Annotated in this window: 22 protein-coding genes, 1 pseudogene and 1 riboswitch; of the genes and pseudogenes, 19 read left to right on the top strand and 4 right to left on the bottom strand. The window is 65.6% G+C overall.

Going from position 1 to position 26,375, the window contains the following annotated elements; genetic code table 11:
• Window positions 1–63 precede the first annotated feature (63 nt).
• The 9 genes from exaC (at window position 64) to ACYUME_RS03175 (ending at window position 9,461) form a co-directional block, all read left to right on the top strand.
• Window positions 64–1,584, top strand: coding sequence for an acetaldehyde dehydrogenase ExaC (gene exaC, locus ACYUME_RS03215; protein ID WP_279881266.1), 1,521 nt, complete (start codon window positions 64–66; stop codon window positions 1,582–1,584).
• A gap of 229 nt (window positions 1,585–1,813) precedes the next feature.
• Window positions 1,814–3,262: an ethanolamine permease gene (gene eat, locus ACYUME_RS03210; protein WP_279881264.1), complete on the top strand. Its 1,449-nt coding sequence runs from the start codon at window positions 1,814–1,816 to the stop codon at window positions 3,260–3,262.
• 51 nt (window positions 3,263–3,313) lie between these two features.
• Window positions 3,314–4,714 carry an ethanolamine ammonia-lyase subunit EutB gene (locus ACYUME_RS03205; RefSeq protein WP_279881262.1) on the top strand — a complete coding sequence of 467 codons (1,401 nt, stop codon included), beginning with the start codon at window positions 3,314–3,316 and terminating at the stop codon, window positions 4,712–4,714.
• A gap of 2 nt (window positions 4,715–4,716) precedes the next feature.
• On the top strand, window positions 4,717–5,535 hold the full coding sequence (gene eutC, locus ACYUME_RS03200) for an ethanolamine ammonia-lyase subunit EutC (RefSeq protein WP_460418044.1): 819 nt from the start codon (window positions 4,717–4,719) through the stop codon (window positions 5,533–5,535).
• Between the two features lie 105 nt (window positions 5,536–5,640).
• Window positions 5,641–6,099, top strand: a complete 459-nt coding sequence (locus ACYUME_RS03195; RefSeq protein ID WP_279881258.1) for a GNAT family N-acetyltransferase — start codon at window positions 5,641–5,643, stop codon at window positions 6,097–6,099.
• 352 nt (window positions 6,100–6,451) lie between these two features.
• Window positions 6,452–7,099 (top strand): DedA family protein, encoded by a 648-nt coding sequence (locus tag ACYUME_RS03190; RefSeq protein WP_279881255.1) that lies wholly within the window; start codon window positions 6,452–6,454, stop codon window positions 7,097–7,099.
• A 7-nt stretch (window positions 7,100–7,106) separates the two neighbouring features.
• Window positions 7,107–7,922 carry a M90 family metallopeptidase gene (locus ACYUME_RS03185; protein ID WP_279881253.1) on the top strand — a complete coding sequence of 272 codons (816 nt, stop codon included), beginning with the start codon at window positions 7,107–7,109 and terminating at the stop codon, window positions 7,920–7,922.
• Between the two features lie 93 nt (window positions 7,923–8,015).
• Entirely contained in the window at window positions 8,016–8,543 is a 528-nt protein-coding gene (gene ppa / locus ACYUME_RS03180; protein WP_003255365.1) for an inorganic diphosphatase, read from the top strand.
• Between the two features lie 219 nt (window positions 8,544–8,762).
• Window positions 8,763–9,461 carry a LexA family transcriptional regulator gene (locus ACYUME_RS03175; RefSeq protein WP_279881252.1) on the top strand — a complete coding sequence of 233 codons (699 nt, stop codon included), beginning with the start codon at window positions 8,763–8,765 and terminating at the stop codon, window positions 9,459–9,461.
• Window positions 9,462–9,794: 333 nt separating this feature from the next.
• Here ACYUME_RS03175 and ACYUME_RS03170 read toward each other — a convergent pair whose 3' ends face one another.
• The gene (locus ACYUME_RS03170; RefSeq protein WP_460418043.1) at window positions 9,795–12,725 is read right to left on the bottom strand and encodes a TonB-dependent receptor; all 2,931 of its coding nucleotides are present in this window, start codon (window positions 12,723–12,725) and stop codon (window positions 9,795–9,797) included.
• Between the two features lie 172 nt (window positions 12,726–12,897).
• On the opposite strand from ACYUME_RS03170, the gene ACYUME_RS03165 reads away from it, so the two are divergent.
• From ACYUME_RS03165 to ACYUME_RS03140, 6 genes are all read left to right on the top strand, one after another.
• The gene (locus ACYUME_RS03165) at window positions 12,898–13,437 is read left to right on the top strand and encodes a sigma-70 family RNA polymerase sigma factor (protein ID WP_460418042.1); all 540 of its coding nucleotides are present in this window, start codon (window positions 12,898–12,900) and stop codon (window positions 13,435–13,437) included.
• Window positions 13,430–14,359, top strand: coding sequence for a FecR domain-containing protein (locus ACYUME_RS03160; protein ID WP_460418041.1), 930 nt, complete (start codon window positions 13,430–13,432; stop codon window positions 14,357–14,359). The genes ACYUME_RS03165 and ACYUME_RS03160 overlap by 8 nt, the downstream gene beginning before the upstream one ends.
• A 145-nt stretch (window positions 14,360–14,504) precedes the next feature.
• Window positions 14,505–15,221, top strand: coding sequence for a response regulator transcription factor (locus ACYUME_RS03155; protein ID WP_460418040.1), 717 nt, complete (start codon window positions 14,505–14,507; stop codon window positions 15,219–15,221).
• Window positions 15,221–16,558: a HAMP domain-containing sensor histidine kinase gene (locus tag ACYUME_RS03150; protein WP_460418039.1), complete on the top strand. Its 1,338-nt coding sequence runs from the start codon at window positions 15,221–15,223 to the stop codon at window positions 16,556–16,558. Before ACYUME_RS03155 ends, ACYUME_RS03150 begins: the two co-directional genes overlap by 1 nt.
• An 83-nt stretch (window positions 16,559–16,641) precedes the next feature.
• Entirely contained in the window at window positions 16,642–18,870 is a 2,229-nt protein-coding gene (locus ACYUME_RS03145) for a TonB-dependent siderophore receptor (RefSeq protein ID WP_460418038.1), read from the top strand.
• Window positions 18,871–18,928: 58 nt separating this feature from the next.
• The gene (locus ACYUME_RS03140; RefSeq protein WP_460418037.1) at window positions 18,929–19,834 is read left to right on the top strand and encodes an alpha/beta hydrolase; all 906 of its coding nucleotides are present in this window, start codon (window positions 18,929–18,931) and stop codon (window positions 19,832–19,834) included.
• A gap of 11 nt (window positions 19,835–19,845) precedes the next feature.
• Here ACYUME_RS03140 and ACYUME_RS03135 read toward each other — a convergent pair whose 3' ends face one another.
• Window positions 19,846–20,802 carry a hypothetical protein gene (locus ACYUME_RS03135; protein ID WP_460418036.1) on the bottom strand — a complete coding sequence of 319 codons (957 nt, stop codon included), beginning with the start codon at window positions 20,800–20,802 and terminating at the stop codon, window positions 19,846–19,848.
• A 120-nt stretch (window positions 20,803–20,922) separates the two neighbouring features.
• Window positions 20,923–21,064: riboswitch (FMN riboswitch) on the top strand.
• A gap of 81 nt (window positions 21,065–21,145) precedes the next feature.
• Between ACYUME_RS03135 and ribB the strand changes: the two genes are divergently transcribed.
• Entirely contained in the window at window positions 21,146–21,796 is a 651-nt protein-coding gene (gene ribB, locus ACYUME_RS03130; RefSeq protein ID WP_460418035.1) for a 3,4-dihydroxy-2-butanone-4-phosphate synthase, read from the top strand.
• A gap of 47 nt (window positions 21,797–21,843) precedes the next feature.
• Here the strand turns inward: ribB and ACYUME_RS03125 are convergent.
• Together ACYUME_RS03125 and ACYUME_RS03120 are read right to left on the bottom strand one after the other, a co-directional pair.
• A pseudogene (locus ACYUME_RS03125) lies at window positions 21,844–22,094 on the bottom strand (DUF3077 domain-containing protein).
• A complete protein-coding gene (locus ACYUME_RS03120; RefSeq protein WP_460418034.1) occupies window positions 22,091–22,336 on the bottom strand; it encodes a hypothetical protein in 246 nt (81 codons plus the stop codon). Before ACYUME_RS03120 ends, ACYUME_RS03125 begins: the two are co-directional and overlap by 4 nt.
• Before the next feature lie 781 nt (window positions 22,337–23,117).
• Between ACYUME_RS03120 and ACYUME_RS03115 the strand changes: the two genes are divergently transcribed.
• From ACYUME_RS03115 to dxs, 3 genes are all read left to right on the top strand, one after another.
• The gene (locus tag ACYUME_RS03115) at window positions 23,118–23,360 is read left to right on the top strand and encodes an exodeoxyribonuclease VII small subunit (protein ID WP_279881229.1); all 243 of its coding nucleotides are present in this window, start codon (window positions 23,118–23,120) and stop codon (window positions 23,358–23,360) included.
• Window positions 23,357–24,244, top strand: coding sequence for a (2E,6E)-farnesyl diphosphate synthase (gene ispA / locus ACYUME_RS03110; RefSeq protein WP_279881227.1), 888 nt, complete (start codon window positions 23,357–23,359; stop codon window positions 24,242–24,244). Before ACYUME_RS03115 ends, ispA begins: the two co-directional genes overlap by 4 nt.
• A gap of 235 nt (window positions 24,245–24,479) precedes the next feature.
• Window positions 24,480–26,375, top strand: coding sequence for a 1-deoxy-D-xylulose-5-phosphate synthase (gene dxs, locus ACYUME_RS03105; protein WP_460418033.1), 1,896 nt, complete (start codon window positions 24,480–24,482; stop codon window positions 26,373–26,375).

Below are 26,375 nucleotides of genomic sequence, written 5' to 3'. Positions count from 1 at the left end.
TGGCCCGACCTTTGCTCTACGCTTGGAAACTCCGCAACAATCACAACGACCAGGAGACACACCATGCGTTACGCACATCCCGGTACCGAGGGCGCGAAGGTTTCCTTCAAGAGCCGCTACGGCAACTACATCGGTGGTGAGTTCGTTCCTCCGGTAAAGGGTGAGTACTTCACCAACACCTCGCCGGTGAACGGCCAGCCGATCGCCGAGTTCCCCCGCTCCACCGCCGAGGACATCGACAAGGCGCTCGACGCCGCCCACGCCGCCGCCGACGCCTGGGGCCGCACCTCGGTGCAGGACCGCTCCAACGTGTTGCTGCGCATCGCCGACCGCATCGAGCAGAACCTCGAACTGCTGGCCATCACCGAGACCTGGGACAACGGCAAGCCAATCCGCGAAACCCTCAACGCCGACATCCCGCTGGCGGTCGATCACTTCCGCTACTTCGCCGGCTGCATCCGCGCCCAGGAAGGCGGCGCCGCCGAGATCAACGAAACCACCGTGGCCTACCATATCCACGAACCGCTGGGCGTGGTCGGCCAGATCATCCCGTGGAACTTCCCGCTGCTGATGGCCGCGTGGAAGCTGGCCCCGGCCCTGGCCGCGGGCAACTGCGTGGTGCTCAAGCCCGCCGAGCAGACCCCGCTGGGCATCACCGTGCTGCTGGAGCTGATCGGCGACCTGTTGCCCAAGGGCGTGCTCAACGTGGTGCAAGGCTTTGGTCGCGAGGCCGGCGAAGCCCTGGCCACCAGCAAGCGCATCGCCAAGATCGCCTTCACCGGCTCCACGCCGGTGGGCTCGCACATCATGAAGTGCGCCGCCGAGAACATCATCCCGTCCACCGTCGAGCTGGGCGGCAAGTCGCCCAACGTGTACTTCGAGGACATCATGCAGGCCGAGCCTGCCTTCATCGACAAGGCCGCCGAAGGCATGGTGCTGGCGTTCTTCAACCAGGGCGAAGTGTGCACCTGCCCGTCGCGCGCCCTGGTACAGGAGTCGATCTACCCGCAGTTCATGGAAGTGGTGATGAAGAAGGTCCTGCAGATCAAGCGCGGCGACCCGCTGGACACCGAGACCATGGTCGGCGCCCAGGCCTCCGAGCAGCAGTTCGAGAAGATCCAGTCGTACCTGAAGATTGCCCAGGAAGAAGGCGCCGAACTGCTGACCGGCGGCAAGGTGGAGCAGCTCGAAGGCGCGCTGGCCAGCGGTTACTACATCCAGCCGACCCTGCTCAAGGGCAACAACAAGATGCGCGTGTTCCAGGAAGAGATCTTCGGCCCGGTGGTCAGCGTCACCACCTTCAAGGACGAAGCCGAGGCCCTGGCGATTGCCAACGACACCGAGTTCGGCCTTGGCGCTGGCGTGTGGACCCGCGACATCAACCGCGCCTATCGCATGGGCCGTGGCATCAAGGCCGGCCGCGTGTGGACCAACTGCTACCACCTGTATCCGGCGCATGCCGCGTTCGGTGGCTACAAGAAGTCCGGCGTCGGCCGTGAAACCCACAAGATGATGCTCGACCACTACCAGCAGACCAAGAACCTGCTGGTGAGCTACGACATCAATCCGCTGGGCTTCTTCTAAACCGCGTCGCCCTTTTCGCGGGTAAACCCGCTCCCACAGGTACAGCATAAAATTCAAAACCAGTGCCGAATCTGTGGGAGCGGGCTTGCCCGCGAAGAGGCCAGACCTGCATAAACCAGAAACCAGGGCGGTTTTCGTGTATCAACCGCTCTGGCCCGCTTCCTGCAAAACGAATCACCAGTGGCCGGCAGTCCCTCCGGCAACCTAAGAAAAACAACAGGTGAACCCTATGCCAAGCGATCATTCCGGCAGCACGCCGGCGAGTTCCTCCGTCGACTTCGAAAAAGTCGGCTCGGACTATTTCCAGCAACGTGAACTGAAAAAAGGCGCCGCCGGCTGGGTCCTGCTGGTGGGCCTGGGCGTGGCCTACGTGATTTCCGGCGACTACGCCGGTTGGAACTTCGGCCTGGCCCAGGGCGGCTGGGGCGGCATGTTCCTCGCCACCTTGCTGATGGCCACCATGTACCTGTGCATGTGCTTCTCCCTGGCCGAGCTGTCGTCGATGATCCCCACCGCCGGCGGCGGCTATGGCTTCGCCCGCAGCGCCTTCGGCCCCTGGGGCGGCTTCCTCACCGGCACGGCGATCCTCATCGAATACGCCATCGCCCCCGCGGCCATCGCCGTGTTCATCGGCGCCTACTGCCAGTCGCTGTTCGGCATCGGCGGCTGGATGATCTACCTGGCCTTCTACATCGTGTTCATCGGCATCCACATCTTCGGGGTGGGCGAGGCACTGAAACTGATGTTCATCATCACCGCCGTCGCGGCCGTCGCCCTGGCGGTGTTCCTGATCGGCATGGTGCCCCATTTCGATGCAGCCAACCTGTTCGACATCGCCAAGACCGACGCCGTGGGTGCCAGCAGCTTCCTGCCGTTCGGCTATGTCGGCGTGTGGGCGGCGATCCCTTATGCGATCTGGTTCTTCCTGGCGGTCGAGGGCGTGCCACTGGCCGCCGAGGAGACCAAGAATCCGAAGCGCGACCTGCCTCGCGGCCTGATCGGCGCGATGCTGGTGCTGCTGGCCTTCGCCCTGCTGATCCTGGTGGTCGGCCCTGGCGGCGCCGGTTCCGAAGCCCTCAAGGCCTCGGGCAACCCGCTGGTCGAGGCGCTGTCGAAAGCCTACGGCGGCTCCACCTGGATGGGCAGCTTCGTCAACCTGGTGGGCCTGGCCGGACTGATCGCCAGCTTCTTCTCGATCATCTACGCCTATTCGCGGCAAATCTTCGCGCTGTCCCGCGCCGGCTACCTGCCGCGCAAGCTCTCGCAAACCAACAAGAGCAAGGCGCCGGTGCTGGCCTTGGTGATCCCCGGGATCATCGGCTTCGCCCTGTCGCTGACCGGCCAGGGCGACCTGCTGATCCTGGTGGCGGTGTTCGGCGCCACGCTGTCCTACGTGCTGATGATGGCCGCGCACATCACCCTGCGCATCCGTCGCCCGAAAATGGAGCGCCCGTACCGCACCCCCGGTGGCATCTTCACCTCGGGCGTCGCCCTGGTGCTGGCCTGCATCGCCGTGGTCGCCGGTTTCCTGGTCGATCCACGGGTGGTGATTGGCGCTGCGGTGATCTATGCAGTATTAATTGCCTACTTTGCTTTCTACAGCCGTCACCATCTGGTGGCCGGTACCCCGGAAGAGGAATTCGCCGCGATCCAGAAGGCCGAAGAGGCCCTGCACTGAGATCGCCGACCCACGCCGCAGGCCAGCCCTGCGGCGCCCTGGAGAGTCTGTATGGCAAGTTTCACCCACACGGTAGGCAACCAGGTCTACCGCTTCGACAGCCTGAAAGAAGTCATGGCCAAGGCCAGCCCGGCCCGCTCGGGCGATTACCTGGCCGGCGTCGCCGCCAGCAACGACGGCGAACGCGTCGCGGCGCAGATGGCGCTGGCCGATATCCCGCTCACGCATTTTCTCAGCGAAGCGCTGATTCCCTACGAACAGGATGAAGTCACCCGGCTGATCATCGACAGCCACGACCGACAAGCCTTCGCCCCGGTCAGCCACCTGACCGTCGGCGGCCTGCGCGACTGGCTGCTCGGCGAGCAGGCCGACGAGCACAGCCTGCGCGCCCTGGCGCCAGGGCTGACACCGGAGATGGCGGCGGCGGTGTCGAAGATCATGCGCGTCCAGGACCTGGTGCTGGTGGCGCAGAAGATCCGCGTGGTCACCGCGTTCCGCGGCACCATGGGGCTGCGCGGGCGGCTGTCGACCCGCCTGCAGCCCAACCACCCGACCGACGAGCCAGCCGGCATCGCCGCCAGCATTCTCGACGGCCTGCTGTACGGCAACGGCGACGCCATGATCGGCATCAACCCCGCCACCGACAGCATCGCCTCGATCTGCGCGCTGCTGGAAATGCTCGACGCGATCATCCAGCGTTACGACATCCCCACCCAGGCCTGCGTGCTGACCCACGTCACCACCTCGATCGAGGCGATCAACCGCGGCGTGCCGCTGGATCTGGTGTTCCAGTCGATCGCCGGCACCGAGGCGGCCAACGCCGGTTTCGGCATCAACCTCAACGTCCTGCGCGAAGGCTACGAGGCAGGCCTGTCGCTCAAGCGCGGCACGGTCGGGCAGAACCTGATGTATTTCGAGACCGGCCAGGGCAGCGCGCTGTCGGCCAACGCCCACCACGGTGTCGACCAGCAGACCTGCGAAACCCGCGCCTACGCCGTGGCCCGCCACTTCAAGCCGTTCCTGGTCAACACCGTGGTCGGCTTCATCGGCCCGGAATACCTGTACAACGGCAAGCAGATCATTCGCGCCGGGCTCGAGGACCACTTCTGCGGCAAGCTGCTCGGCGTGCCCATGGGCTGCGACATCTGCTACACCAACCACGCCGAAGCCGACCAGGACGACATGGACACCCTGCTGACCCTGCTGGGCGTGGCCGGGATCAACTTCATCATGGGCATCCCCGGCTCCGACGACATCATGCTCAACTACCAGACCACCTCGTTCCACGACGCGCTCTACGCGCGCCAGACCCTGGGCCTCAAGCCCGGGCCGGAATTCGAGGCCTGGCTCGGGCGCACCGGCATCTTCACCCAGGCCGACGGCCGCATCCGCTTTGGCGACAACCTGCCGCCAGCCTTCCGCCACGCCCTGGCGCACCTGGGGCAGAGGTAACCATGGAACGACACACGCCCACCCCGGAAAACCCCTGGCTGGCGCTGCGCAACCTGACTCCGGCGCGCATCGCCCTGGGCCGCAGCGGCATCAGCCTGCCGACCGGCGCCCAGCTGGATTTCCAGTTCGCCCATGCCCAGGCCCGCGATGCCGTGCACCTGCCGTTCGACCATGCCGGCCTGCGCCAGCAGCTCAGCGACCGTGGCCGCGACAGCCTGCTGCTGCACAGCGCCGCCAGCGACCGCCACCAGTACCTGCAACGCCCCGACCTGGGCCGGCGCCTGCATGAGGACTCGGCGCAGCGCCTGCGCGAGCATGCCCGGGCCAACCCCGGCGGGGTCGACCTGGCGATCGTCGTGGCCGACGGCCTCTCGGCGCTGGCCGTGCATCGCCACACCCTGCCGTTGCTCGCTCGCTTCGAGGAGCAGGCCGCCGCCGACGGCTGGACCTGCGCCCCGGTGATCCTGGTCGAGCAAGGACGGGTCGCGGTCGCCGACGAAGTGGGCGAACTGCTTGGCGCGCGCATGACCGTGATGCTGATCGGCGAGCGCCCGGGGCTGAGCTCGCCTGACAGCCTGGGCCTGTACTTCACCTATGCGCCCAAGGTCGGCCTGACCGATGCCTACCGCAACTGCATCTCCAACGTGCGCCTGGAAGGCCTGAGCTACGGCATGGCCGCCCATCGCCTGCTGTACCTGATGCGCGAAGCCTGCAGACGACAGCTATCGGGGGTGAATTTAAAGGACGAAGCAGAGGTCCATAGCATCGACAGCGATGACTCTTCGTCAAAAACCGGCAATTTCCTGCTCGGAGAGGGATAAGAAACTGTCATGGAAGGCGGATTGCGCTTCTAGCCTGCATTAGGCAGCATGCACCGAACGCTGCTGGCAATCCGCGTATCCCCAAATGGACTCAGAGGCCCGCCCATGCGCATCATCAAGGCAACCCTGGAACACCTCGACCTGCTTACCCCGCTGTTCGTCAAGTACCGCGAGTTCTACGGGCAACTGCCTTACCCGGACAGCTCACGGTCGTTCCTCGAAAAACGCCTCAAGCGCGGCGAGTCGATCATCTACCTGGCCCTGCCGGACGATGGCGACGACCGCCTGCTGGGCTTCTGCCAGCTCTACCCGAGCTTCTCGTCGCTGTCGCTCAAGCGCGTGTGGATCCTCAACGACATCTACGTGGCCGAGGACTCGCGGCGCATGCTGGTGGCCGACCACCTGATGCGCGAAGCCAAGAAGATGGCCAGGGAAACCAACGCCGTGCGCATGCGCGTGTCCACCAGCAGCGACAACGAGGTGGCGCGCAAGACCTACGAATCCATGGGCTTTCGCAAGGACACCGAGTTCGAGAACTACATCCTGCCGATCAGCCAGGATTGATGCCAGGCGCCCTGGCGCTCTCTTTGGGACAGACGCCCCAATCCGGTACTTCGTGGGAGCGGGCTTGCCCCGCGAACACCGGCACAGCCGGTGCCAGGCACCGCGGCGCTTGATTCGCGGGCAAGCCCGCTCCCACAGGAACCGCGCTGCAGCAGTGTTCCCTCAGGAAGCCCAATTGCCCAGTCGTAACGCTCGGCTACAAACTCTCCCGGCGCATTCCGGACTTCGCCGTATAATGCCCCTCCTGTCATGTGTGAAAAGTTACCTGCTCAACCGGTAGAGCTTTCCAACCCCATGGCGCTGTCCGTCATCGCGCGCCCGTGGAAGCGGGTCAAGAACACAGGTGCTGTACATGGATTTCAACCCGCTGGACCTCATCCTGCATCTCGATGCCTACCTCGATCTGCTGGTCACCAACTACGGCCCCTGGATCTACGCCATCCTCTTCACCGTGATCTTCTGCGAGACCGGCCTGGTGGTGATGCCGTTCCTGCCCGGCGACTCACTGCTGTTCATTGCCGGCGCCGTGGCCGCGGGCGGCGGCATGGACCCGGTGCTGCTGGCCGGCCTGCTGATGGCGGCGGCGATCCTGGGCGACAGCACCAACTACGTGATCGGGCGCACGACGGGTGAGCGATTGTTCCGCAACCCCAACTCGAAGATCTTCCGCCAGGATTACCTGCAGCGTACCCACGACTTCTACGCACGCCACGGCGGCAAGACCGTCACCCTGGCGCGCTTTCTGCCGATCCTGCGCACCTTCGCGCCGTTCGTCGCCGGTATCGCCCACATGCACTACCCGCGCTTCCTGGGCTTCAGCGTGGCCGGCTCGCTGCTGTGGGTCGGTGGCCTGGTGACCCTGGGCTACTTCTTCGGCAACGTACCGTTCATCAAGCAGCACCTGTCGCTGATGGTGGTGGCAATCATCGTCCTGTCGCTGGTGCCGATGATCCTCGGCCTGCTGCGTGGCCGCTTCGGCCGCACGGCCAAAGCCCACTGACAGCCACATGTGGTCGTTCAGCGCCTGGCGACGGCGGCGCACCCTGGCCCGCTACCCGATCGACGCGCAGCTCTGGCAGGCGATCCGTGAGCGACTGCCGCTGCTCGACGGCATCAGCGACGAGGAAGACCGCTGGCTGCGCGAAGCCTGCGTGCTGTTCCTGCACGACAAACACCTGACCACCCTGTCGGGGGTCGAGCTGGACGATGAGCAGCGCCTGTTCCTCGCCGCCCAGGCGCAACTGCCGTTGCTGCACCTGGGCGACCTCGACTGGTACCAGGGCTTTCACGAGATCATTCTCTACCCCGACGACTTCAAGAGCCCCCAGCGCCACCGTGACGCCAGTGGCGTGGAGCACGTGTGGGACGCCGAACACAGCGGCGAGGCCTGGCAGCAGGGTCCGGTGATCATGGCCTGGCCCGGGGTGCTGGCCAGCGGCGGCTGGGAGGCCTACAACCTGGTGATCCACGAGCTGGCGCACAAGCTCGACATGCTCAACGGCGATGCCAACGGCCTGCCGCCCCTGCACAACGGCATGCGCGTGCAAGACTGGGCCCAGGCCATGCAGCAGGCCTACGACGACATGAACCGCCAGCTCGATGCCAACCCGGACGCCGAAACGGCCATCGACCCCTACGCCGCGGAAAACCCGGCCGAGTTCTTCGCCGTCACCAGCGAATACTTCTTCAGCGCGCCCGATCTGCTGCACCAGGCCTATGCGCAGGTCTACCAACAGCTGTCGCTGTTCTACCGACAGGACCCGCTGAAGCGTCTGACGCGCCTGCAGGCCGAACACCCGGACTACCGCGAAAGCCACGTCTGAAACGCCCGCACATCAGGCCGGACGTGGCACCCGCTGTGGGAATGTGCCTATAATCGCCGCCACTTTTTTGATCAAACACGGGGGCATTGCCCAATGAGCTACAGCAAGATTCCAGCCGGCAAAGACCTGCCGAACGACATCTACGTCGCCATCGAGATCCCGGCCAACCACGCGCCGATCAAGTACGAGATCGACAAGGACAGCGACACCCTGTTCGTCGACCGCTTCATGGCCACCCCGATGTTCTACCCGGCCAACTACGGCTTCATCCCCAACACCCTGGCCGACGACGGTGATCCGCTGGACGTGCTGGTCGTGACCCCGTACCCGGTCGCCCCTGGCTCGGTGATCCGCGCCCGTCCGGTTGGCGTGCTGAACATGACCGACGACGGCGGCGGCGACGCCAAGGTCATCGCCGTTCCTCACGACAAGCTGAGCCAGCTGTACGTGGACGTGAAGGAATACACCGACCTGCCGGCGCTGCTGATCCAGCAGATCGAGCACTTCTTCGCGAACTACAAGGATCTGGAGAAGGGCAAGTGGGTCAAGATCGAAGGCTGGGAAGGCGCCGACGCCGCCCGCGCCGCGATCACCAAGTCGGTCGCTGCCTACAAAGGCTGAGCCCGATAGTGAAAAGCCCTGCTTCGGCAGGGCTTTTTTGTGGGCGCGTGCTAAAGCCTCTTCCGAAGTATGGCCTCAAGCCATGTGACACGAAGCAGAAGCAAGGGAATCCTCCTACCCAGTCCTAAGCTCCCTCCTTACAACCCACCATTTTTCCTACAGATCGTCTCTACATCAGGTTGATTTCCACACCATTCGCGGGTGTATAGACTCGGCGCCATGAACACATCCGGCGACCGCCTCAAAGCCCTCCTGCAAGAGTGCAACCTGACCCCTTCGGACTTTGCCGCCCAGCGCAACGTCACCCCTCAGCACGTCAACAACTGGTTCAAGCGCGGCGTGCCATTGGCTCGGCTCGACGAGATCGCCGACCTGTTCTGCGTGAACCGGCGCTGGCTGCGCAATGGTGAAGGCCTCAAGCACCCGGCTCCGCTGAGCGCCGTACCGCCCGTCCCGCCCCACGACATCGCTCTGCCCCCGTTACTGGCGCTGGGTGGCGAGACCGTCGACCTGCCCCTCTACCAGACACATCAGGGCGCGCTGGAGCCGGTGCCCGGGCGCCACCAGTCAATCCCTCGCCAAGTGCTCGACACCCTGAGCGTCCAGGCGGAGAAAGCCATCTGCTTGCATATGCCGACGAACAACATGGCGCCGCTGGTTCCCCAGGGCACGCTCCTGGCCATCGACCGCTCCTTCACCCGAGTCGTCGAAGGCGAGTGCTATGCGCTGCTGCACAACGGCCGCTTGCGGGTCCATCACCTCACCCTGGGCCACAACGGTACCCTGTGCCTGCACAGCCACGACCGGCTCAACCACCCCATCGAGCGCTACACCGCCTACCAGCGCCGGGTCCAGGGCCTGGAGATCCTCGGTTGGGTGTTCTGGTGGGCTTGCCTGCGCCCGGCACGGCCTGATTGACACACCGGGCGGCACTTTTTGCTGGGCATCGCCAGCGCGCCCTAGTATGCTACGCCGCACATCACGCCCCCTGATGGTGCAAGCCGCATTCCAGAGGGTCTGGCGACGCCTCACACAGCCGTCCGCCATCTTTTTCAGGCCATGTTGCCAACCGTTTAAGGCGGTTGCGGCTTATCAAAAATGAGCCAAGACCGTCCCCGAGAAGCCGGCCACAAGCCGGCTTTTTAATGCCTGGCGCAAACAGGCGCCCCGCGTGTTGCCCACCTCTCCCGAGCATACGGATGCGCCGATGCGATCCGCCCGCGAAGCAGGCAACGCGTACCTGCCCGCCACTCAGAACCGCGTCACCATCCCCACCCGCCAGGTCCGCCCCGGCGCCGGCATGAAGCTCTGCGCCAGCGGATCGAGGTAATAGCGGTCCGTGAGGTTCTGCACCGACACATTCAATTCGGTGTGCTCCAGCAGCTTGTACTTGAGGAACAGATCGAACAACGCCACCGAGCGATAGTCGATCTGCGGCGTGGTCGCGCCGGTCTGCCAGGGCTTGTCCATCTGCGCGGTAGGCCCGGAGGTGTAGGTCATGCGCCCACCCACGGTCAGTGCCTCGTCGAAGAAGCGCAGCCCGGTGAGCAGGTTCGCCGAGAAGCGCGGTGGGTTCTGGGTATTGGTGTACGAGCCCATGTAGCTGCCCGGCGTGCAGTCCGGGGTGTCCTGGGTGCGCTGATACTGGTTGGCGCTGGCGCGCAGCTTGGCTGCGAAGGTCGCGTCGCAGGTTTCGGTCTGCAGGTAGTAGGTGGCCGACAGGTCGGCGAACACCCGCCCGGCATCGTAATGCGACTGCAACTCCAGGCCACGGGTGCTGTAGCTGTCGGTGTTGCTGAAGGTCATCCGCCCCCACAGCCCAGGGCTCGGATCGTAGTAGCGAGTGATGTAGTGCTTGATGTCGTTGTCGAAGTACGCAAGCTTCGCCGACAGCGAGTCGCCATCGGTGAGGAAATTGCTGCGCAAGGCGCTGACACCCACTTCCCAGCTACGCGAACGCTCGGGCTTGAGGTGCTTGCCCGGGGTGACCTGCTGGGTGCCCTGGCTGGTCTCGAGCAGCGAAGGCAGGCGCAGGCCCTGGGTGTAGGAGGCATACACGAAGGTGTCGGGCAGGAACTCGACATTGATGCCGAAGGCCGGCGAGAAGCCACCACCGCTGCTTTTGCCCTGTGGGGTGTAGTCATAACCGGTGACCACGTTGGTGATGCTTTCCGGATGCACCACCACGTTGGTCGCGCCGGATTCGTTGAACGGCACGCCATTGAACGGTTCGTTGCTGTTTTCGAAGACGATGCCGTTGTTCAGCCGCGGGTCGGTGGCATCGGTGTACTGGCCGTTCTGGTCGGGGAACCAGGTCATGCTGCCCCAATGCCCCGGGCTGCTGGCGGTGATCCAGCGCATCTTGCGGTCCTCGCGGCGGGCCTCGGCCAGCACGGTGTTGTCCTTGGTCCGATAATGGGCGTAGCGGCCACCGCCCCACAACGTCACCTGTTCGACGGGCTTGTACTCCAGATTGCCGTTGAAGCTGAACTCCTGGCGCGTGGCGTCACGCAGCATGCGGTTGGCATTGATGTCGTGCTGGGTGACCAGCATCCCCTTCTGCGGCTGCAGGTCTTCGACCTGGAAGCCAGCGCCCAGGTCCAGCTTGAAGTCGCCATGGGCGGTGGCAAAGCGCGAGACGTTGCTCAGGTCGCCACCGATACGCCGGTCATCCTGGCGCGCCCAGCTGCGATCAGTGCGGAACAACTGGGACTTGGGGGCCATCCAGGCGGCGCTCAGGCCGGCGGTCTTCGCATGGGTCATCCACAGGCTGCCCGTGAGGTCCACCAGTGGATTGCCTTCGGGCAGGTAGTGATAGCGCGCATTGTAGGTGTCGATATCGACCTCCGACGCCGGGTACTGGTAGATACCCGCCGTGCCGAAGCGGAAGATGTCCGACGGCATGATCTCGCCCATGCGCCCTTCGAAACGGCGATAGCCCAGATCCAGGGTGTGATCGTCGGCCAGCCGCCAGGTGCTCTTGAACAGGTACGAGTCGGTCTTCGACGACGAGTTGAGTACTTCTTCGCCAGCGTTGTAGGTGCTGGCCACGCTGGATTGCTCACGTCCCCAGCGGTCGTAGAGGCGATAGCGGTCCTGGCCTTTCTTGCCGGAGAAATAGTTACCCTGGCTGCGGTGCGCATAGGCCGCCACCAGGTCGACACGCTCGTTGCTGTAGGCAAAGGCCGCACTGCCGGACTGGGCCTCGGAGCCGAACAGGCTGGCGCGGTTGTCCCGTGGCACCGCGCTCAGGTCCTCGTCCCTGGAGTGGCTGTTGCGATGTTCCGGATCGACGCCGTTGTTCCACAGGTTGCCGGTCAGCCGAACGCCAACGCTGTTGCCATCGACCAGGATGTCGTTGACACCGAGCGTGGTCATGTCGACCGTGCCGCCAATCGCGCCGTTACGGATGCTGGGGCCCTTGCTGACGGTCACCTCGCTGAGCAAGTCCGGGTCGACGTAGCTGCGCTGCTGGGTACCGCCGTAGCCGCGGTACACATCCAGCGCCTGCTCCGAACCGTCGACCCGCACCGCGACCCGGCTCTGCCCCTGGATACCGCGAATGTTGACGTCCAGCGCGCCGCCGTTGCGGCTGTCACCGACCTGTACACCCGCCACGCCCTTGAGCATGTCGCCCACCGACACCGTGCCGAAACGGTCGAGGTCGTCCCGCGACAGATGTACCGTCGAACGCGGCGCCCGGTAGGTCTCTTGCTGCGCATCGAGCAACTGGGTCGAGTCGACCACTGTCGGTGTCAGCTCGGTCGCCGCGCCCGTCACCTTGCCCTCCGGGATGAGCACATAGGCGCCACGCGAGCCCGCCAGCAGCTGCAAGCCGGTGTTGGCCAGCAAACGCCGCGCGCCTTCGCGCACGCTGTAGCGCCCCTTGAGCGCCGGGGCGGCGCGCCCACGGGTCAGCTCGGCGTCATAGGACAGCAACATCCCCGACTGGCTGGCGAACACGCCCAGCGAGGTCCCCAGCGGGCCCTGGGCGATGTCATAGTCACGCAGCGTGGCATCGTCCATCTGCGTGGTTTCACGCGGGGTGCTGTCGTTGGCCTGGGCCAGGGGCAGGCCGCCGGCCATCAGGCAGCCGAGCACCGCGCAACGCACGGCGAAGCTGATCGGGGACAGGCGTTGCAAGGGGCGTGAAACAGGGGAAAGCCGAGGGGCTGCGGGCATGCTTTTCTCGCTCGTAAGGTCTGCGCCCGGCACTGGATGCGGGCTCCTGCCCTCTCTGTCGCACGAGTTTGAAAAAGGTATATGCAGGCGATTCGCATTTTCACTTGCCCTTGTGATCCAGGCAAATCTAGTGATAATTGTTTGCATTTGCAGCCCTTGACCTCGTCGAGCCATGACCGCCTTGAAGCCCCCCTATCTGCGCAGCCCACCCTGCGCCGTCACCACGCTGTACCTCGAGAACCATGCCTGGCTGCGCGGCTGGCTGGCGTATCGTCTCAGCTCATGGGGGCGCGGCGTGGCCGACGACCTGGCCCAGGACATCTTCGTGCGCGTGCTCGCCAGCCGCGGCACACTGCCGCCCGAAACCATCCGCCAGCCGCGGGCCTATCTGACCCGCATCGCCAACTGCGTGCTGGTCAGCTGGCGTCGCCGGCACTCGCTGGAACAGGCCTGGCTCCAGGCCCTGGCGCTGGTGCCCGAGGCAGAACAGCCGTCTCCCGAGCAGCAGAGCGTCATCCTCGAGACCCTGCACGAGATCGACGCCATGCTCGACACCCTGCGCCCACGGGTCAGGCAGGCATTCCTGATGGCGACCCTGGACGGCATGAAGCAGAAAGACATCGCCCAGGCCTTGAACATCGCCCTGCCCACGGTGAAGAAATACATCCACGAGGGCTACGTGGCCTGCCTGAGCCAGATGCCCGATGAATGACCAGCCCATTGCCCAGCCTGTACTGGCCAAGGCCGCCTCGTGGCTGCTGCTGATGCAGGAGGGCCCGCTGAGCCCGGCGCAACAGGTCGAACTGGAACACTGGCGGCGCAGCGACCCGCAGCATGAGCGCGCCTGGCATCGCGCCCAACGCCTGCTGTCGCGGCTTGGCACCCTGCCGCCGACGCTGGCCACGCAGACCCTGGCCCGCCCAGCGCACAGCAGCCGCCGTGCGGTGTTGCGCTCCCTGCTCCTGTTGGTCGGCGTGGCGCCCCTGGGCTGGTGGATCTGGCGGCGCGGCATGGCCGGCAGCGATTACCTCACTGCCGTGGGTGAGCGTCGCGAAGTGCTACTGGCCGATGGCAGCCAGCTGTTACTCAACAGCAATACCGCGTTGAGCGTGCGCTTCAGCGCCGAGCAACGCCTGCTGCGCCTGGATCGAGGCGAGATCTACATCGTCACCGCACCCGACCCGCGCCCGCTGCGGGTGCAGACCGAACAAGGGGTGATGGTGGCGCTGGGCACGGCGTTCAGCGTGCGGCAGTTGCCGCAAGAGACTCAGCTCGCGGTCTACGAAGGCGCCGTGCGTATCCAGCCCGAGCGGGCCGACAGCCCGACGGTCATTCATGCAGGGCAACAGGTACTCTTCACCCGCGACCGGCTCGGCCCCATCGAAGCCACGCGCGCGACCCGGCTGGCCTGGCGCAACGGCTTGCTGGTGGCCGACGACATGCCGCTGCTGCAGTGGACCCAAGAGATGATGCGTTACGGCGAGCAAGCCCTGATCTGCGATCCGTCCGTGGTCGATCTGCGTATTTCCGGCACCTTCCCCCTGGACGACCTGCCCCTGGCCTTGGCGATGCTGAGCCAAAGCCACCACCTGCGGACCCGCAGCGAGAGCGCCGGGATATTCATCAGCCGCTGAGCCAGGCTGATGGCCAACCACGGTGCCGCGCTGCCACGCGGTCCCTGTGGGAGCGGGTTTACCCGCGAAACAGGCGCCACCTGACGAATGCCAGCATCCGGCCATTGCCCAGGTGCCGGGCTCAATGGGATGATTCGTATTTGCAATGAATTCTCATCAAGGCCATCCCGTGTCCCCCAAGCTCCTGCTCGCCGAAGACGACCCCCGCCTGCGCATGGGCCTGGAACAGCATTTCCAGCAGCGCGGCTTCACCGTGCAGGCCTGCGAGCATGGCACCCAGGCCCTGACCGCCTTGCAGCAGGGGCGCTTCGATCTGGTCCTGCTGGACATCATGCTGCCCGGCATCGACGGCCTCAGCCTGCTCGACGAGCTGCGCCGGCACCAGGCGGTGCCGGTGATGCTGATGTCAGCGCTGGGCGCCGAACAGGACCGCATCAGCGGCTTCACCCGTGGCGCCGACGACTACCTGCCCAAACCGTTCAGCCTGGCCGAACTGGATGCCCGGGTCGATGCCCTGCTGCGTCGCGTGGCGCTCGACCGCCGCCCAGCGGCGCCCGTGGCGCATGCCAGCCTGCACTTCGACCCCGTCAACCATGACGTTGCCCACCAGGGCCGCAGCGCCGGCCTGACCGGCTCGGAGTACCGCCTGCTGGCAACCTTGCGCGAGCACCCCGGCGAGGCCTTGAGCAAGCCGTTCCTCTACCAGAGCGTGCTGCACCGCCCCTATACCCGTCTCGATCGCGGCCTGGACGTGCATGTCTGCAACCTGCGCCGCAAGCTCGCTGGCATCGGCGCGGGCCATCTGGAAATCCAGGCGGTACGCGGCCAGGGCTACGTCCTGGTGGAAACGGAGCCCCACTGATGCGCCGTCACCCGCTGCTGTGGAAGCTGGCCCTGCTGCAGGTCGGCTTCTGCCTGCTGCTGACCTGGCTGATCTGGACCTGGGGCCTGTCGGTCGAGCGCAGCACCTACTTTCTCGCCCCCGCCGAGCGCGCCTTCCTGGCAGGCTTCGCCGAACAGGCCGAGCAGGCCTGGCACCGTGAGGGCGCAACCGGCGTGGAACGACTGCGCGACCAGTTGCAGCGCCAGGAAGACACCTGGGTGGCCATCGTCGGCCCGCGCCTGGAAAGCCTCGGCACCACGCCGCTGAGCGCCGAGGAAGCCGGCCGGCTGACCTTCATGCGCAAGCTCGACTGGCCGATGAGTCGTCGCCTGCAGGACGAGCTGCCGTACGTGAGCATCGAATTCCCCGATCATCCGCAAGAGGGCCGGCTGGTCATCCAGCTCCCCGAGCACCTGCTGCCCACCGGCCTGACGCCCTGGACCCACGTGGTCACCCATGGCGTGGCTCCGGCGCTGCTCGCCCTGCTGCTGGGGCTAGCGCTGTACCGCCACCTGGTGGCCCCGCTCAACCGCCTGCGCGACCGTGCCGACGCCCTGCGCGCAGACGACCTGGACAGCCCCGGCCTGCCACTGCAGGAGCGCCGCGACGAGCTGGGCGAACTGGCCCAGGCCTTCGAGCACATGGCCGCGCGCCTGCGCCAAAGCCTCGACCAACAACGCCTGCTGCTGCGCACCCTGTCCCATGAGCTGCGCACGCCGCTGGCGCGCCTGCGCATCGCCCACGACAGCGGCCTGCCCGCCGAGCAACTGCGCCAGCGCCTGGACCGCGAGGTGGACGACATGCAGAAACTGCTCGAAGACACCCTCGACCTCGCCTGGCTGGACACCGAGCAACCGCAGCGGGTGACCGAACCGGTGCTGGTGCTGTCGGTCTGGGAAGCCCTGGCCCAGGACAGCTGCTTCGAAAGCGGCTGGACCAGCGAACGGCTGCCATGCGCGCTCGGCCTCGACTGCCAGGTACAGGCGCATCTGGACAGCCTGGCCCAGGCCCTGGAAAACCTGCTGCGCAACGCCGTCCGCCACTCACCGCCTGGCGGCCGGGTCAGCCTGGACGGCTGGCGTGAAGGCCCGCACTGGCACCTGTGCCTGCGCGACCAAGGGCCAGGGGTACCGGAGGACGAGCTCGAACGGATCTTCCAGCCCTATCGCCGCCTGCCGGGCAGCGGCGCCGGCTTCGGCCTGGGGCTGGCCATTGCCCGGCGCGCCATCGAACTACAGGGTGGCCGGCTGTGGGCCAGCAACGGCTATCCCGGCCTGTGCCTGCACCTGCTGCTGCCGGCCAGCGAAAGTGTTTAGAAAGTTAATGCGCTTTACTCTCAAATAAGAGTTATTACCATCTGTGATCTCTTGAATTCAGCCCGCCGTGCCGGAGATCCCACATGTCGCCCCGCCCGCTTCCCTTCGCCCCCTTCCTGCTGCTGTCCAGCTGCCTGCTCAGCGCCGCCGTGCAGGCCGCCAGCCAACCCGAACCGATCGAGCTGGAAAGCCAGAGCGTGGTAGCCACCGCGCTGGAGGAGACCAAGCAGGCACCGGGCGTGTCGATCATCACCGCCGAGGACATCAAGAAACGCCCGCCGGCCAACGACCTGTCGCAGATCATCCGCACCATGCCCGGGGTCAACCTCACCGGCAACTCCACCAGCGGCCAGCGCGGCAACAACCGGCAGATCGATATCCGCGGCATGGGCCCGGAAAACACCCTGATCCTGGTCGACGGCAAACCGGTCGCCAGCCGCAATTCGGTGCGCTACGGCTGGCGTGGCGAGCGCGACACCCGCGGTGATAGCAACTGGGTGCCGGCCGACCAGGTCGAACGCATCGAGGTGATTCGCGGCCCGGCGGCGGCGCGCTACGGCTCCGGCGCCATGGGTGGGGTGATCAACATCATCACCAAGCAGGCCGGCAACCAGACCCACGGCAACATGACCGTGTACCAGAACTTCCCCCAGCACGGTGACGAAGGCGCCACCAAGCGCGTGAGCTTCGGCCTCAACGGTCCGCTGACCGACAGCCTCAGCTACCGGGTGTACGGTAACGTCGCCAAGACCGATTCAGACGACTGGGACATCAACCAGGGCCACCAGTCGGCGCGCACCGGCAACCAGGCCGGCACCCTGCCCGCTGGCCGTGAAGGCGTGCGCAACAAGGACGTCAACGGCCTGCTCAGCTGGCACCTGAGCCCGGAGCAGACCCTCGACTTCGAGGCTGGTTTCAGCCGCCAGGGCAACATCTACAGCGGCGACACCCAGAACACCAACTCCAACAGCACGGTTAAGAACCTGCTGGGCCACGAAACCAACATCATGTACCGCGAGAACTACGCCATCACCCACCGTGGCGACTGGGATTTCGGCAGCACCATGGCCTACCTGCAGTACGCCAAGACCCGCAACAGCCGGGTCAACGAGGGCCTGGCCGGCGGGACCGAAGGCATTTTCAGCAATGCCGATTTCTACACCTCGACCCTGCGCGACCTCACTGCCCACGGCGAGCTCAACCTGCCGCTGCACGCCTGGCGCGAGCAGACCCTGACCCTGGGCAGCGAGTGGAGCCAGCAGAAACTCGACGACCCCAGCGCCAACACCCAGACCACCAGCGAAGGCGGCAGCGTGTCGGGCCTGACCAGCACCGGCCGCAGCACCACCTCGCAGGCCCAGATCTTCTCGCTGTTCGCCGAGGACAATATCGAGCTGCTGCCCGGCACCATGCTTACCCCGGCCCTGCGCTTCGACCACCACAGCATCGTCGGCGACAACTGGAGCCCATCGCTCAACCTGTCCCATGCGCTGAGCGACACCCTCACCCTCAAGGCCGGCATCGCCCGGGCCTACAAGGCCCCGAACCTGTACCAGCTCAACCCCGACTACCTGCTCTACAGCCGCGGCCAGGGCTGCTACGGACAGAGCACCAGTTGCTACCTGCAAGGCAACGAGCATCTCAAGGCCGAGACCAGTGTGAACAAGGAGCTGGGCATCGAGTTCCAGCGTGACGGCTGGGTCGCGGGGCTGACCTACTTCCGCAACGACTACAAGAACAAGATCGACTCGGGCCTGAGCAAGATCGGCAACGCCGTCGGCGGCAGCGGCAGCTACGCCAACGCCGCGATCTACCAGTGGGAGAACATCCCCAAGGCGCTGGTCGAGGGCCTGGAAGGCACCCTGACCATCCCGCTGGCCGAACAACTGAAGTGGAGCAACAACTTCACCTACATGCTCCAGTCGAAGAACAAGGAAACCGGCGACACCCTCTCGGTGACCCCGGCCTACACCCTCAACTCGATGCTCGACTGGCAGGCCAGCGACGACCTGTCGCTGCAACTGAGCGTGGCCTGGTACGGCAAGCAGAAACCCAAGAAGTACGACTATCACGGCGACCGTGTGACCGGTTCGTCCAACGACCAGCTGGCGCCCTACGCGCTGGTCGGCGCCAGCGGCACCTACGCCATCAGCAAGAACCTCAGCGTGACCGCCGGCGTCGACAACCTGTTCGACAAACGCCTGTACCGCGCCGGCAACGCCCAGGGCGTGAACAACATCGAAGGCGCAGGCGCGGCCACTTACAACGAACCAGGCCGCACCCTCTACACCAGCCTGACCGCCTCCTTCTGAGGCCATGCCGCTGCCGCGTCGCCCGACGCGGCAGCGGCGTGCATAACGAGATCGTCTGATGAAAATCCTTCCCCTGATCCTGGCCCTGGCCATGACCGGCCCCGCCCTGGCGCAACCGGCGCCCGAGCAGAAGATGGACAGCAGCGTGCTGCAACGCCAGGACCTGGCCTATCGCTTCAGCCACCTCGACCTGGACTCGCGCGACGGCCAGCGCCACTACCGCCTGTGGATCGGCAAGCCCGACCGCCCCGCGCCCGCCAGTGGCTATCCGGTGCTGTGGATGCTCGACGGCAACGCCGCCATCGGCGCTCTGCAGGCGCGACAACTGGAAAAGCTCGCCGCGGGCCAGGCGCCGCTGCTGGTCGCCATCGGCTACCAGACCGACCAGCGCATCGAGCGTGCCGCCCGCACCTACGACTACACCCCGGTGGTGCCTGGCCTGACCGAGCAGCGCGATCCGCTGACCGGCCAGCCCAGTGGCGGCGTGGATGTGTTCCTCGATCTGCTGGAGCAACGCATGCGCCCGATGGTCGCCGCCACCGCGCCGATCGACCCCGCCCGCCAGACCCTCTGGGGCCATTCCTACGGCGGACTGGCGGTGCTGCACACCCTGTTCACCCGGCCCGGCCTGTTCAGCGAATACGCGGCAGCCAGCCCCTCGCTGTGGTGGCGCGACGGCGCCATTCTCAAAGAAGCACAGGGCTTGCGCGAACGCTTGCCCGACCGGCATCCACGACTGCTGTTGATGCGCGGGAGCGCAGAGCCGCTCACTCCACGCGGCCCGATCCAGGCAGATACGCTACATCCCATACGTGAGCTGACACGGGACCTGGAGCAAGCGAGTGGATTGACGGTATGCCTCGCGCCATTCGAAGGGCTGACCCACGGCGCAATGCTGTCAGCATCGCTACGGCGCGTCGTGGAGGAGATGTCCAACCCACAGCGAACGCCGGCCTGCACCTGATAACAGCCCTCTCAAGGGGCGTGCGTCGGAACTTCGCTGATGCGACAGGGTAACCTGATGAAGCGATAGTCCTCATCACCGTCGGGAACGGCCACCACGGCCAGCTTGAAGCGAATCTGCACGAGAGTCGCGTCCTTCGACACCTGATGTTCCAGGCCGCACGCCTCGGGAGGCAGATGAAACGAGCTGAACACCAGCGCTTGTTTAAGCTTCTGACTGGCGTACGTCGTCGAAACGAGTTGCGATGCCGTGTGCAGCACACCGATCGTGGTGAAGTTCAGCGCGAGCAAGAGAGAGGCTCGTCTAAAATGCGCCAGCCACAGGCGGCAACCTTCGAGTGGGCGTTCTCGTGGGCTCAGATACCCAAGCCGTGCGCTCAACGCCTTGTGCTGTTTTGTCCATTTCGGCCCATACACCAGAAACCAGGACACCAACGCCCCCAGTGGTAGCAAGCCCAACGGCCAGACAATCACCGACACGATCAGTACGAACAGGTTCTGTCCACGCGGAAAAGCATTGGCCTCCAGCCCGGTGAATTGACTGATCGTCGCATCAGCCAACGGACCTGCCAGATAAGGAATCGCGGCACTGATCAGGCCTACCGCCAGCAACAGCACGGCGCGGTACTTCTTCAGCTCACTGCGGATGCCCTGATCTTGCCAGCACAGGAGGAGTCCTCCCAAAGAGACCGCCAGCAACAAGGCATAAGCTATCCAGGGTGCAGGGGGGCATTGAAGAAACTCGATAGTCAGCGCGCACGACACGAAAACAGTAAAGCTCGCGAAGATCAGCAGCGCCATCCAGTCACTGACCGTCGCCGCCTGGCGAAGCATGCGCAGCCTCGCGGCCACTCCCGGCGCATGCGAGGCCTGCCGCCCTTGCATGCGCCACTGCGCGACAAATGACACAGGCAGCGCCAGCACAAACACGGTATTGATCAAAACAAATGCAATGCCCACAACTGCCATTCCCTTGACTCAGTCCTTGACGCACACCACTTGCCTCGGGGCATGCACAACCCCGCATGATACCGCCAAAAGTCGTAGACCAGCCGCTTGCCAACCAGGTGGCACATTGCTGTATGCTTGCCCGGTCTTCAGGGCGGGGTGAAAGTCCCCACCGGCGGTAAATCGAAAGATGAGCCCGCGAGCGCCCCGGCCATGCCGGGGGTCAGCAGATCTGGTGAGATTCCAGGGCCGACGGTCATAGTCCGGATGAAAGAAGGCGTTTGGCAGGGGGCCATCGGTGCGCCCTTGCGCGCGCATTTTGTTCGCCCCGAGACGTTCATCGATCATTCACGAGGAGCGTTTCATGTCCACCATGCATTCCAAGCAATTCCCCAACGTCAGCGCCGCCATCGCCGCCTTCCAGGCAGGGCGCCCTGTCTTGCTGCTCGACGACGACGACCGTGAGGACGAAGCCGACATCGTCGCCGCCGCCGAGAACCTGTCGCTGCAGACCATGGCCATGATGATCCGCGATTGCAGCGGCATCGTCTGCCTGTGCCTGGACGAAGCCACCGTCGACGCCCTGCAGCTGGCGCCGATGGTGCAGAACAACCAGGCCCGCCACGGCACCGGCTTCACCGTCACCATCGAGGCCGCCGAGGGCGTGAGCACCGGCGTGTCGGCCCAGGACCGCATCACCACCATCGAAGCGGCGCTGCGCTCCACCGCGCAAGAGCGGCATATCGTCAGCCCAGGCCATGTGTTCCCGCTGCGCGCCCGCGACGGTGGCGTGCTGGCCCGCCGTGGCCACACCGAAGGCTCGGTGGACCTGGCCCGCCTGGCCGGCCTGCGCCCGGCGGCGGTGCTGTGCGAACTAATGAACCCCGATGGCAGCATGGCTCGCGGCGAGCAGGTGGCGGTTTACGCACGCCAGTACAACCTGCCGGTGCTGACCATCGAGGAACTGGCGCGCTATCGCGAGGCGATGGTCGAGCTGGAAACGGAAATCGCCTGAACCTGTGGGAGCGGGTTTACCCGTGAAGGGCCGCAAGGCGGCCCCACTCACCGCTGCCGATTCAGCCCCAGCTCCATGTCATCGATCAGCCCCTTGGCCAGGCCGCTGAGAATCCGCGCGGCGCTGCCCGCCATCAGATCACCCTCCACTCGGCCTCGGTGGTGAAGTGCGCCACGCAGCCAAGCAGCACCGACAGGTCGCTGAAGGCGTGATCGAATGGGATACCGGGTTTGATGCAGAAAATCTCGAGGCAGGTGGTCTGGCCCTGGGTCGGGCCGGGCTTGAGGTCGGCGCTCATATCGGTGCCCCTTTGGCTCGGGCATGGCGGATCAGGGCCAGTACCAGTTGCGAGAGGATCTCGGCGCTGTCCATCATCACGTCGAGACGGTCGTCGGGCTGGCAGTTCACGTAGGCGTGGACCGTGTCGGCGAGGGTTTCCATCAGCTTGTTGGCCTGGGCCATGGCTTCCTCGGGGGCGAGGTCGCTGATGATGGTGACGTAGGGTATTGGGTAGGGTGGGTCAGGTACTTGTTTTTTCATCTGTTTTCTCTGTGTCAAAGCGAAGAAAAAACCGCCCGTATCCTTCTCACAGATGTGGGTGGCAGCCGTGCGCGAGGTGAGAAGTCCGCGGACACAGAAACGCGGCCAGACCGAAGCCTGCCCACGCACGGCTGCCATGAAAGCAATGCCATGACTGTGTAACTCGCGACGGGCTTCTCACACCCGGTCGCCAAATTTGACGACCCGGCGACGTTACCCCCGGGGTATTTCCCAGCCAATGCGGAGCCTTCCGGCAGGTGCGTAGGATAGGTCTCAAGCGCTGTCAGGCTGAAGGATTTGGTTTCAGATTCGGAATTGTCTTACGGGCTTGGGATGAGGGCTTTCGAGGGTCCGTGGTGGGGCTGCCAGGGGCCTGGCGATAGCTTTGCAGCGCCTGTGAGATCGAGCGCCGCCCGCGCGGCGCATCGCGACGCAAGGCCGCTCCTACATCTGTTTCGGGCCAATTATTCCTGTGAGAGTACCGCTGTCCGCCTTGGCGCATGTCTCAAGGCAGATGGGGCGCCAGCGGTGCCCACGCTGAAACCGCGTCGGGCGAACAAGGCGGACCAGGCAATGGCGCAGGATGGACTGGCCCGAAACAAATGTAGGAGCGGCCTTGCGTCGCGATGCGCCGCGCGGGCGGCGCTCGATCTGATAGGCGCTGCAAGGCCTGCGCCGAACACCACGGCAAAATAAGACCAACGACACCCCCCGGTAATTTGCTCCCCCTGCCCCGCTCTGCTAGTGTCGCGCCGTTCTGAACACCACCGAGACAGTCGCCATGGCCCGCAAAAAAGCCTCCCTCGATTTCGAGCAATCCCTCGCCGACCTGCAAGCCCTGGTCGAGCGCCTGGAGAACGGCGAATTGTCGCTGGAAGAATCGCTGGCCGCCTTCGAGCAAGGCATCGCCCTGACCCGCGATTGCCAAGGCGCCCTGGCCCAGGCCGAACAAAAAGTGCAGATCCTGCTGGAACGCGACGGCGAGCTGAGCGCACAGCCGTTCGACGCGGAGCCGCAGGCATGATCGCCCAGTACCAGGCCAGCGCCCAGGCCCGCGTCGACGCGGCCCTCGAGCCGCTGTTCCAGGCCCCGTCCAAAGAGCTCGAACGCCTCTACGCCGCCATGCGCTACAGCGTGATGAACGGCGGCAAGCGCGTGCGCCCGCTGCTCGCCTACGCCGCCTGCGAAGCCTTCGGCGCCCCGGCTGAACAGGCCAATGGCGCCGCTTGCGCAGTGGAGCTGATCCACGCCTATTCGCTGGTCCACGACGACCTGCCGGCCATGGACGACGACGACCTGCGTCGCGGCCAGCCGACCACCCACAAGGCGTTCGACGAAGCCTGCGCCATTCTCGCCGGCGACGGCCTGCAAAGCCTGGCCTTCGGCGCCCTGCTCGACCCACGCCTGAGCCCGCAGCCAGACGCCATCCGCCTGCAGATGGTCCAGGCCCTGGCCAAGGCCGCCGGCCCCGCCGGCATGGTCGGCGGCCAAGCCATCGACCTCGGCTCGGTGGGCCTGAAGCTCGACCAGCAGGCGCTGGAATACATGCACCGGCACAAGACCGGCGCGCTGATCGAAGCCAGCGTGCGCCTCGGCGCCTTGGCCAGCGGCCGCGCCGGGCAGGCCCAGCTCGATGCCCTGCAAACTTATGCACAGGCCATCGGCCTGGCCTTCCAGGTGCAGGACGACATCCTCGACGTGGAGAGCGATACCGCCACCCTCGGCAAACGCCAGGGCGCGGACATCGCCCGCGACAAACCGACCTACCCGGCGCTGCTCGGACTGCAAGCGGCCAAGACCTACGCCCTGGAGCTGCGCGACCAGGCGCTGGCGACGCTGCAAGGCTTTGGCGAGCACGCCGAACCGCTGCGGGCGCTGGCCCGCTACATCGTCGAACGCCGCCACTAAGGCCTGAGATAGACCCTGTAGGAGCGGCCTCGTGCCGCGAAAGGGCCGCAAAGCGGCCCCGGCGTTTTTTGCGTCAACGCTGAAATCCTGGGGCTGCTGCGCAGCCCTTTCGCGACACAAGGCCGCTCCTACAGGATCCGCGTTGCATTGACCTCTCTGCACACCCGTCCGAATGGGCAGCTTTTCCTACAATGGGGTAAACTGCCGCGTCTTCACACCTATAACGACACGCCTGATGCCCACGACGTTTCAAGAGATCCCCCGCGAACGCCCGGTCACGCCGTTGCTGGACCGCGCCGACACGCCCGCCGGCTTGCGCCGCCTGGCCGAAGCCGACCTGGAGAGCCTGGCCGACGAGCTGCGCCAGGAGCTGCTCTACACCGTGGGCCAGACCGGTGGGCACTTCGGTGCAGGCCTGGGCGTCATCGAGCTGACCATCGCCCTGCACTACGTCTTCGACACCCCGGACGACCGGCTGGTGTGGGACGTCGGCCACCAGGCCTATCCGCACAAGATCCTCACCGGGCGCCGTGAGCGCATGCTCAGCCTGCGCCAGAAGGACGGCATCGCCGCCTTCCCGCGCCGCAGCGAGAGCGAGTACGACACCTTCGGTGTCGGCCACTCCAGCACCTCGATCAGCGCCGCCTTGGGCATGGCCATCGCTGCCCGCCTGCAGAACGACCCACGCAAGTCGATCGCCGTGATCGGCGACGGCGCGCTGACCGCCGGCATGGCCTTCGAAGCGCTGAACCACGCGCAGGAAGTGGACGCCGACATGCTGGTGATCCTCAACGACAACGACATGTCGATCTCGCGCAATGTCGGCGGCCTGTCCAACTACCTGGCCAAGATCCTCTCCAGCCGCACCTACGCCAGCATGCGCGAAGGCAGCAAGAAAGTGCTGTCGCGCCTGCCCGGGGCCTGGGAGATCGCGCGGCGCACCGAAGAGTACGCCAAGGGCATGCTGGTGCCGGGCACGCTGTTCGAGGAGCTGGGCTGGAACTACATCGGCCCGATCGATGGCCATGACCTGCCGACCCTGATCGCCACCCTGCGCAACATGCGTGACCTCAAGGGCCCGCAGTTCCTGCACGTGGTCACCAAGAAGGGCAAGGGCTTCGCCCCGGCCGAGGTCGACCCGATCGGCTACCACGCCATCACCAAGCTGGAGCCGGCCGACAAGCCGGTCGCGCCGAAGAAGGCCAGCGGGCCGAAGTACTCCGCGGTGTTCGGTCAGTGGCTGTGCGACATGGCCGCCGCCGACAATCGCCTGGTGGGCATCACCCCGGCGATGAAGGAAGGCTCGGACCTGGTCGACTTCAGCGAACGCTACCCCGAGCGCTACTTCGACGTCGCCATCGCCGAGCAGCACGCGGTGACCCTGGCCGCGGGCATGGCCTGCGAGGGCGCCAAGCCGGTGGTGGCGATCTACTCCACCTTCCTGCAGCGCGCCTATGACCAGTTGATCCACGACGTGGCGGTGCAGGACCTGGACGTGCTGTTCGCCATCGACCGCGCCGGCCTGGTCGGCGAGGACGGCCCGACCCATGCCGGCGCCTACGACCTGTCGTACCTGCGCTGCGTACCCGGCATGCTGGTGATGACCCCGAGCGACGAGAACGAGCTGCGCAAGATGCTCAGCACCGGCCACCACTACAAAGGCCCGGCCGCCGTGCGCTACCCGCGTGGCACCGGCCCCAACGCGCCGATCAGCGGCGACCTCGAGCCGCTGGAGATCGGCAAGGGCGTGGTCCGCCGCCAGGGCGGCAAGGTCGCCCTGCTGGTGTTCGGCGTGCAGTTGACCGAAGCCTTGCAGGTGGCCGAGCAGATCGACGCCACCGTGGTCGACATGCGTTTCGTCAAGCCGCTGGATGAAGCGCTGGTACTGGAGATGGCCGCCAGCCATGAGCTGCTGGTGACCATCGAGGAAAACGCCATCATGGGCGGTGCCGGCGCCGCCGTCGGCGAGTTCCTCGCCCGCGAGGGCGTGGTCAAGCCGCTGCTGCACCTGGGCCTGCCGGATATCTATGTCGAGCACGCCAAGCCTGCGCAGATGCTGGCCGAGTGCGGGCTGGATGCCGCCGGGATCGAGGCCGCGGTCAAGCTGCGCATGGCCAAGCTCGGCCTTTAA

Source organism: Pseudomonas sp. microsymbiont 2 (genome assembly GCF_054788395.1).
The sequence above is the reverse complement of the archived record's forward strand: the minus strand, read 5'-3'. Positions and strand labels throughout refer to the sequence as shown.